Below are 8,081 nucleotides of genomic sequence, written 5' to 3'. Positions count from 1 at the left end.
GGTGCGGGGGTGCGGGGGTGCGGGGGTGCGGGGGTGCGGGGGTGCGGGGGTGCGGGGGTGCGGGGGTGCGGGGGTGCGGGGGTGCGGGGGTGCGGCGGCCCGGCGGCCCGGCGGCCCGGCGGCCCTGGCGGTTTGGTGGCCCGGCGGCCCGGCGGCCCGGGTGCCCTGGCGGTTTGGTGGCCCGGCCCCGCTCGGCTCGGCTCGGCCCGGCCCGGGGATGGGTGGGGTGGAGTGCGGGGGGCCTGCGCGCTCGGATGGAGCTGGCGAGGCAACGGCTTCTGCCCCTCCCGGGGCGTCAGCCTCAACAGTCCGGCACCGCGGCCCGGCGGCCCGGCCCTGCGTGGCTTGGCACGGCCGACCTCGGCTTGGCTCGGCCGTGCTCGGCTTCGCCCCCCTTGGCCCGCTCGGCTCGGCCCCGCTAGACCTGGCTCGGCTCGACCCCGCCCGGCCCCGCAACCGCCAACCCAACCCGGTCCAACCCAACCTGGTCCAGCTCAACCCGGTCCAGCTCAACCTGGCGTGCCCAGCCCACTCCGGCCGAGCCCGGCGCTGCCGTGTCGCGTCAGCGGTACCAGCCGTAGCGCTCCGCGATCACCGGCAGTCGTTCCGCGGCGAGGGCGTGCGCGGCGGCGCGCGGGGTCGTGCCGTTGTCCTCCGCGCGGGCCAGTGTCAGCGAGACCAGGGCCCGCATCGAGCGGCGGGTGTACGCGAAGGCCTCGCCCGCGTCGGGGCCGATGTCGCCGAACAGGGTCCACCACCACCAGGCGTTGGTGCCGGAGTTCACCACCACGTCCGGCAGTACCGTGATGCCCCGCGCGGCGAGCAGCTCCTCGGCCGCCCCCGTCACCGGCATGTTGGCCGCCTCCACGATCCAGCGGGCGGTGACCCGGTGCTGGTTCGTGGAGTCGATCGCGTACGACACGGCCGCGGGCACGAGCACCTCCGCGCCCGCCGACAGCCACCCGTCGGCGGGCAGTTCACGGTCCTGTGGCCGCAGCGCCGTACGGTCCACCGTCCCGTAGGCGTCCCGGGCGGCGAGCAGCGCCTCCACGTCCAGGCCCGCCGGATTGGCGATGGTGCCCAGCACATCGGCGACGGCGGTCACGGTGAGCCCCGCGCGGGCGAGGAAACGGGCGGTGGCGCCGCCCATCGTGCCGAGCCCCTGCACCGCCGCGCGGGTGCCCGCGTACGGCACGCCCGCGCGGTCCAGCGCCGTGAGCGCCGACTCGGCGACGCCGCAGCCGCCGACCAGCTCGTCCAGGCCGATGCCGTCCACCTCCACGGCGAAGGCGTCCGCGAGCCGCTGCCGCGCGGCGGGCTCGTCGTCCAGCAGCGGATGCACCGCCTGCACCGAGGACACGAGCCCCGCCTCGGCCGCCGCCCGGTCCACCAGGTCCTGGGTCAGGCCCAGGTCCTCGCCGGTGGTCCAGCAGCTCTCGATGTACGGCCGCATCGCGCGCAGGTACCGCACCAGCAGGCCGTACGCCTCCGGGGAGCGCGGATCGCAGTCGATGCCGCCCTTGGCGCCGCCGAGCGGGACGTAACGGGCCCCGGGGTCGTAGTGCAGCGCCTCCTTCATGGTCATGCCACGGGCCAGGCCGGTCACCTCGTCGAGCGTGCACCCTTCGCGCATGCGCAGTCCGCCGCTGGCCACGCCCCGCACCAGCCGGTCCACGACCAGGTAACCCGTTCGGCCGGTGACGTGGTCGTTCCAGGTGAGGGACAGCAGGGGGGCCGGAACAGGGGCCGGCACAGGGGCGGACAGGGGGGCTGGCATGGGGCTCCTAGGCGGATGCGCTGGTCCTATTACTGAATGATCGGTCAGTATTGAAGCTGTGTTCGGGCAGCGTCAATCGGGGTTGTCGGAGGGGGCGACCATAATGGAGATCTCAGCGACTCCACTGGAGGTAATGTGGCCGGCTTCCGTTCCCCGAACTCCGGGCTCCGCGCGTTGCGGCCCGAGGCGTTCGGCGCGGACCCGAGCGGCGAGCGTCTGGCGCGGATCCGCAGATCACCCCACTTCAAGGACGGGGTTTTCCAGAACCCGGGCGGTGTCGCCCGCACCAGCCCGTCGTCGCTGCTCGGCATCGCGAGGCAGTACACCGACAAGGAGGCCCGGCGCCGCCGCGCCCCCTTCGCCGTGCCCCCGGTGCACGCCACCACCCTCGCCGACATCGCCCGGCCCCCGGCGAGCGGGCTGCGGCTCACCTGGATGGGGCACTCCAGTGTCCTCGCCGAGATCGACGGCGCGCGGGTGCTCTTCGATCCGGTGTGGGGCGAGCGCTGCTCCCCGTTCCCCTTCGCCGGGCCCAAGCGGCTGCACCCCGTGCCGGTGCCGCTCGCCGCGCTCGGCCCGGTCGACGTGATCGTCATCTCCCACGATCACTACGACCATCTGGACCTGCCCACGATCAAGGCGCTGGCCGGCACCGACACCGTGTTCGCCGTGCCGCTCGGCGTCGGCGCGCACCTCGAACACTGGGGCGTCGCCCCGAGCCGGCTGCGCGAGCTGGACTGGCACGAGTCGACCGAGGTCGCGGGCCTGACCCTCACCGCCACCCCGGCCCGCCACTTCTGCGGACGCGGCCTGCGCAACGGCCAGCACACCCTCTGGGCCTCCTGGGCTGTCGCCGGCGAGCGCCACCGCATATTCCACAGCGGTGACACCGGCTACTTCGCGGGCTTCAAGGACATCGGCGCCGACCACGGCCCCTTCGACGCGACGATGATCCAGCTCGGCGCGTACAGCGAGTTCTGGCCCGACATCCACATGACCCCCGAGGAGGCCGTGCGCGCCCACCTCGACCTCCAGGGCGGCCGGCCGCACGGCGTCCTCCTCCCCATCCACTGGGGCACCTTCACCCTCGCCGCCCACCCCTGGGCCGAGCCCGCCGAATGGACGGCCGACCTCACCGGGACCACCGGCCAGCCCGTCGCCTTCCCCCACCCCGGCCAGCCCTTCGAACCGACGGGCACCCTCCCGACGGACCGGTGGTGGCGGACGGTGTCGGCACGGATCGAACGCCCTTGGCGGGAGGGGCCGGGTTCCCAGGTGCCCTCGGGAGCGGCTCCGGAGGCTGATGGTGACGACGACGGCTCGGGGAACGCGTCGGATACGGGTACGGCTCCAAGCGCTCGGGGCGGGCTGGATCTGGCGGGGGATCGGTGACGTACGGGGGGTGAGCCGGGGGCCCTGGGCCCGGGGTGGGGGGTCCCGGGCAGGCTCCGGGCAGCGACCCGGTTGGTCCGGCTACCTGGCCCGGTGCCGCCCTCGTGCCGGGATCACGCCCGTCGTGATCCCAGCCCCGTCACCCCAGAACCCGGGCGAGGCCGGATCGGGCCACCGTGACGGTGCGCTGGTCGCTGCGCTGTTTCCCGGACTGGGAGTGGTACCGCGTCCGGATTTGCGAGACCCCGGCCCTCCATCATTTCTGGGCGAAATGCGACGACCACGGCACGATTCGCTTTCGCGGCCATCCGGAAGGCCGTTACGAGAATCACTTCCTGCATTCCTTGAGAACTGGCCGACGGCCCGATCACCACCCGCGATCCTGAATTCCTCAACCCTTTCGCGCAGTTGCGCGCCCTCGGCACTCCGGTGCCCGAGACCAGGCGGGATGGAATTCCGACGTGAAGCGGGCGACGCCGGTGCCATGACCGCCGTACCCCCGTCGCGCGCGACCCTGGTGCCTCGTCCCGCTCCGGTGCGCCCCGGTGAACTACGGGCGCTCGAAGGCGCCCTGGCCCGAGTGACGGCCGGTGCCGCGCTGGTCGTGCGGAGCGGCGACCCCACCGAGGACCCCGACGACCGCACGCCGCTGGGTGCGGGCCACAAGGTCGCCGTCCTCGACCTACCGGCGGACGCGCCGCACGCCGCGACCGGCGAGCCGGGTGGCACAAGAGGGGCCCGCTGTCCGTCACCCACACACCGGACGGTCCCGGTCGCCGAGGCGCTGGCCCGGTAGCCCAGGGCGGCGGGCCACCTGACCGGTGCCGCGTTCGACCTGGACGACACGGCCGCGGGCGTACGGTACGTCGGATCGCCGACGAGGCGATCGGCGGCGACGAGGGCTCCCACTTCTTCCCGCGCCGCACCTCCACCGCGATCTCGTCCGGCAACTCCGCTCACCGGGGCTGCTGGCGACGGTCCGGCACGTCCGCCACCCCGGCGCGTCCCCGCTCTCGACCGCCACGATCTCGTCGTGCTCGGGCCCTGCCCGGTGACCCCGAAGAGCGCGGGCGTCCTAGGATCGACCGGCTGCACACGGCCCTGGACGCCCTGCTCACCCCGCGACGACCGTTCGTCGCCGTGGGTCTCGGCCTCCCGCTCGGGTTCCCTGTGTTCTGAAGGGCTGTGCCCGATCAGGGCGTGCAGAAAGAGATCGACCAACTTCGGGCAGCCGGGAGCCCGTCGGGCCGGACCCGGTGGATCTGCGGGGCTAGAACACGTTCACCGGGCCGGTGACGCTGGGCGCCGCCTGTCGTGGGGCCCGGCGCCGGTGCCCGTTTCAGGGGCGGCCGGCTGATCCGCCGGGTCGTGCCGGGGGCCCGACCCGTGGCTCGGGCTTGGGGCGGGCCGGTGTCCAGGACGGATCCGCCCGGCGGACAAGGGGAGGTCGGTGGGGCTCAGTGCCGTGGGGTCGGAGCATGGCGTACATCCTTCGGCCGGGTGGGGGAGGGGCCGGTGGTGGTCTCTGCGTGGTCCGGCACGGACGCGTGCGGCTCATGCCGGTGGTGCGGCTCATACGGCTGGCGCAAGTCGTGCGAGTCATCTGGCCGGTGCTGGTCATGCTGCCGTACGACGTCCCGCGTGCCGTCCGGGGCCGGGGCCGGGGCGGACGGTGGTGTGGGCGTCGGGGTCGGGAAGGGCGTCGCCGTCGTCGGCAGTTCGGCCCAGACGATCCGGCCCGTGCGGTCGGGGGCGACGTCGACGCCCCAGTCGGCGCTCACCGCGGCGACCAGCAGGAGGCCGCGTCCGCTCTGGTCGTCGGGGGCCGACCGGCGGGGCGTGGGGCGGGCGGAACTGCGGTTCTGGTCCTCCACCTCTATGCGCAGCAGTTGGGGGGTGCGGCGCAGGCGGCATATGACGTGCTCGCTCGCTGAGTGGGTGACCGCGTTGGTGACCAGCTCGGAGGTGACCACGATGGCGTCGTCCCGGGTCTCCTCGGCCAGCTGCCAGCCGTCCAGGACCGCGCGAACACGGCGCCGGGCCGCGCCGACGGAGGCCGGGGCGGCCGGGAGCGCGAACGCGTCCGATAAGCGGGACGCGCGCTCCGCGGCGCGATGCGGTGCGGCGGCGGTGGGGTGATCCCCGGAGGCGAGGCGGTCGGGGCACGGGTCCCCAGGGAGTTGACCGGCGAACTCGCCTCCGGGTGGTTCTGTGGCGCGGGTGTGCTCCCGCGGGTCGTCGTACGCGCGCCTGCTCGTGGGCACCGCTCTGAGCAGGCCGGACGGGGGCAGTTGTGCCGGCGGGTGGGGGAGGTAGGGCGAAGCCATCGCCGCACGCCTTTCGTCTGCCATGTGCCCGGGGCCGTAACGGAGTCGCACCGAAGGCCCGGCCACGCGCGGGTGCGGTGGTCAGCCGCATCCGACGACAGTGGGTCACCGCCCCACTCGGCTCAACTGAGCTGTGGTCCCTCGCGGTTGAGCGCGTCGGGGCGGTAGGTCCAATGTGTCATCCGGCAACGGCCTTTCGCAACCTACAAGTTGAAAATTGCAAATAGGCATGCGCATGCTGGCGCGGTAGAACGCGATCGAACACGTGAGTGGAAGTGATCGCGTGAGACGGTTGGCCCTGGAACCCGGAGGCATCGAGGGGGTAAGGCGTGACCGCGGAGACCGACTGGGGCGGCGCTCCCTCCGTCCTGCGCATGATCCTGGGGCGGCAGCTGGAGGAGCTGCGGGTCCGGGCCGGTCTGACCTTCGAGCAGGCGGGCATGGCCATCGGGGTCAGCCACTCCACGATCCGCCGCATGGAGGCCGCGAAAGTCGCCCGGCTGCGGCTCGCGGACGCCGAGAAGCTGCTCCAGGTCTACGGGGTGACGGACCAGCAGGAGATCGACACCTTCCTCAAGTCGGTCCGCGAGGCCAACAAGCGCGGCTGGTGGCACACCTACCGCGATGTCATGCCGGACTGGTTCGCCGCGTATCTCAGCCTGGAACAGGCCGCGTTGCAGATCCGCGCCTACGAACCCCAGTTCGTGCACGGCCTGCTCCAGACCGAGAGCTACGCCCGAGCCCTGCTCGGCGCGGGCAACCCGCATGCCGCGGCCGAGGCCACCGAGCGCCGGGTCGCGCTGCGGATGCGCCGCCAGGAACTGCTGCTGCGGCCGGTGCCGCCGCGGCTGTGGGTGGTGATGGACGAGACCGTGCTGCGCTGGCCGGTCGGCGGGGCCGAGGTGATGCGGGCGCAGATCGACCATCTGATCGAGATGAACCGGCTGCCGCATGTGACCGTGCAGATCATGCGGTTCGCCCAGGGACCCCACCCGGCGATGCGGGCGGGGGCGTACCACATCTTCCGGTTCCGGGCCCGTGAGCTGCCCGACATCGTCTACCTCAACGGCCTCGTGGGTGCCGTGTATCTGGACAAGAGGGACGACGTCGTGGTCTACCGCGAGGCCCTGGACCGGTTGGGCGCCCAGGCGGCGCCGCCCGGGCGGACCGAGGCCCAACTCGGCGCGATCCGCAAGGAGTTCCAGAAGGAGTTCTAGGAAGTTCTGGGAAGTTCTGAGAAGTTCTAGGGAGTTCCGACGTGCCCCACCGCGTACCCGATGTTCCCCACCGTCCCTCTGACATGCCCCAGCCGGTGCGCGACGGCACGCCCTCCCGGGACCCGGGAGTCCACGGCTGGTCCAAGCCCTGGAGCGATGACGCGGGTGGTGCCTGCGTCGAGGTGATGAAGCTGGCCGACGGACGCGTGGCGGTGCGTCAGTCGACCGACCCCGACGGCCCGGTACTGGTGTTCACCCCGCGCGAGATGTCCCGCTTCCTGTCGGGTGTGAAGGCGGGTGACGCCGACTTTCTGCTGTGAACCTGCTGGTTCTGGGGGTGAACCGGTGGTTCCCCTGCTGTTATCGCTGGACCTGGCTCACTCACCCGACCCGAATGGGAGCACGGCGTTGCCTGACAACGGATGGCCTGCCGACCGTATCGACACCGAGCACGCGCACTCCGCGCGGATCTACGACTACGTCCTCGGCGGCAAGGACTACTACCCCGCCGACCAGGAGGCCGGCGACGCCATGGCCCGGGAGTGGCCCGCGCTGCCGATCCACATGCGGGCCAACCGCGACTGGATGAACCGTGCCGTGCGCTGGCTCGCCGAGGACGCCGGGATGCGCCAGTTCCTGGACATCGGCACCGGCATCCCCACCTCCCCCAACCTGCACGAGATCGCCCAGTCCGTGGCGCCCGAGTCCCGGGTCGTCTACGTCGACAACGACCCGATCGTCCTCACCCTGTCCCAGGGCCTGCTGGCCAGCACGCCCGAGGGCCGGACGTCGTACATCGAGGCCGACTTCCGCGATCCGGGCTCCATCCTGGACGCCCCCGAACTGCGCGAGACGCTCGACCTCACCCGGCCGGTGGCGCTCACCGTCATCGCGATCGTGCACTTCGTGCTGGACGAGGACGACGCGGTGGGCATCGTGCGCCGGCTCCTTGAGCCGCTCCCGTCCGGCAGCTATCTCGCGATGTCCATCGGCACCGCCGAGTTCGCCCCCGAGGACGTGGCCCGGGTCGCCCGCGAGTACGCGGCCCGGGACATGCCGATGCGGCTGCGCACGATAGGCGAGGCGAACGAGTTCTTCGACGGCCTCGAACTCGTCGAGCCCGGCATCGTCCAGGTGCACCGATGGCTCCCGGACGGCACGGGCGAGGAGAACATCCGCGACGAGGACATCGCCATGTACGGGGCGGTGGCCCGCAAGCCGTGACACCGACCGCTGGTCACGGTGGGTGATGTTCTGGGTAAGGCGCCGGGAGGGCGGAAAGGGCCGCCGGGTGCCGAGGAACGGCCGGCAGTCCAGAAGAACCCAGAAGAACCCAGAGGGATCCAGAAGAACAAGGAAGCCGGCGGG

9 protein-coding genes are annotated in these 8,081 nt (G+C 72.7%); 7 read left to right on the top strand and 2 right to left on the bottom strand.

The genetic code is table 11. The features are described 5' to 3' along the window. Positions 1-562 precede the first annotated feature (562 nt). Positions 563-1,777, bottom strand: coding sequence for a Glu/Leu/Phe/Val dehydrogenase dimerization domain-containing protein (locus ACFXAZ_RS23555; RefSeq protein ID WP_384594555.1), 1,215 nt, complete (start codon positions 1,775-1,777; stop codon positions 563-565). A gap of 135 nt (positions 1,778-1,912) precedes the next feature. Between ACFXAZ_RS23555 and ACFXAZ_RS23550 the strand changes: the two genes are divergently transcribed. The 4 genes from ACFXAZ_RS23550 (at position 1,913) to ACFXAZ_RS23535 (ending at position 3,965) form a co-directional block, all read left to right on the top strand. After that, positions 1,913-3,169, top strand: a complete 1,257-nt coding sequence (locus ACFXAZ_RS23550; protein ID WP_384594552.1) for an MBL fold metallo-hydrolase — start codon at positions 1,913-1,915, stop codon at positions 3,167-3,169. A 176-nt stretch (positions 3,170-3,345) separates the two neighbouring features. Continuing rightward, the gene (locus ACFXAZ_RS23545; RefSeq protein WP_384594549.1) at positions 3,346-3,555 is read left to right on the top strand and encodes a PhzA/PhzB family protein; all 210 of its coding nucleotides are present in this window, start codon (positions 3,346-3,348) and stop codon (positions 3,553-3,555) included. Then, complete coding sequence (locus ACFXAZ_RS23540; protein WP_384594567.1) at positions 3,521-3,634, top strand: PhzA/PhzB family protein; 114 nt, start codon at positions 3,521-3,523, stop codon at positions 3,632-3,634. Before ACFXAZ_RS23545 ends, ACFXAZ_RS23540 begins: the two co-directional genes overlap by 35 nt. 19 nt (positions 3,635-3,653) lie before the next feature. Continuing rightward, positions 3,654-3,965, top strand: coding sequence for a hypothetical protein (locus ACFXAZ_RS23535; protein WP_384594546.1), 312 nt, complete (start codon positions 3,654-3,656; stop codon positions 3,963-3,965). Between the two features lie 661 nt (positions 3,966-4,626). Here ACFXAZ_RS23535 and ACFXAZ_RS23530 read toward each other — a convergent pair. Next, positions 4,627-5,496 carry an ATP-binding protein gene (locus tag ACFXAZ_RS23530; protein ID WP_384594543.1) on the bottom strand — a complete coding sequence of 290 codons (870 nt, stop codon included), beginning with the start codon at positions 5,494-5,496 and terminating at the stop codon, positions 4,627-4,629. 329 nt (positions 5,497-5,825) lie between these two features. Here ACFXAZ_RS23530 and ACFXAZ_RS23525 point away from each other — a divergent pair, with 329 nt between their 5' ends. The 3 genes from ACFXAZ_RS23525 (at position 5,826) to ACFXAZ_RS23515 (ending at position 7,937) form a co-directional block, all read left to right on the top strand. Then, positions 5,826-6,713, top strand: coding sequence for a helix-turn-helix domain-containing protein (locus ACFXAZ_RS23525; RefSeq protein WP_384594540.1), 888 nt, complete (start codon positions 5,826-5,828; stop codon positions 6,711-6,713). Between the two features lie 83 nt (positions 6,714-6,796). Further along, the gene (locus ACFXAZ_RS23520) at positions 6,797-7,033 is read left to right on the top strand and encodes a DUF397 domain-containing protein (protein ID WP_384594537.1); all 237 of its coding nucleotides are present in this window, start codon (positions 6,797-6,799) and stop codon (positions 7,031-7,033) included. A gap of 88 nt (positions 7,034-7,121) precedes the next feature. Further along, on the top strand, positions 7,122-7,937 hold the full coding sequence (locus ACFXAZ_RS23515; RefSeq protein ID WP_384594533.1) for an SAM-dependent methyltransferase: 816 nt from the start codon (positions 7,122-7,124) through the stop codon (positions 7,935-7,937). Positions 7,938-8,081: the final 144 nt, after the last annotated feature.

Origin of the sequence: Streptomyces sp. NPDC059477 (assembly GCF_042749375.1) — a bacterium.
Classification (GTDB): Bacteria; Actinomycetota; Actinomycetes; order Streptomycetales; family Streptomycetaceae; genus Streptomyces.
The sequence above is the reverse complement of the archived record's forward strand: the minus strand, read 5'-3'. Positions and strand labels throughout refer to the sequence as shown.

Bases quoted from the DNA above. Each gene is read 5' to 3' on its own strand.
- ACFXAZ_RS23555 (WP_384594555.1), bottom strand. From the start codon at position 1,777: ATGCCAGCCCCCCTGTCCGCCCCTGTGCCGGCCCCTGTTCCGGCCCCC.
- ACFXAZ_RS23535 (WP_384594546.1), top strand. From the start codon at position 3,654: ATGACCGCCGTACCCCCGTCGCGCGCGACCCTGGTGCCTCGTCCCGCT.
- ACFXAZ_RS23530 (WP_384594543.1), bottom strand. From the start codon at position 5,496: ATGGCTTCGCCCTACCTCCCCCACCCGCCGGCACAACTGCCCCCGTCC.
- ACFXAZ_RS23520 (WP_384594537.1), top strand. From the start codon at position 6,797: ATGCCCCAGCCGGTGCGCGACGGCACGCCCTCCCGGGACCCGGGAGTC.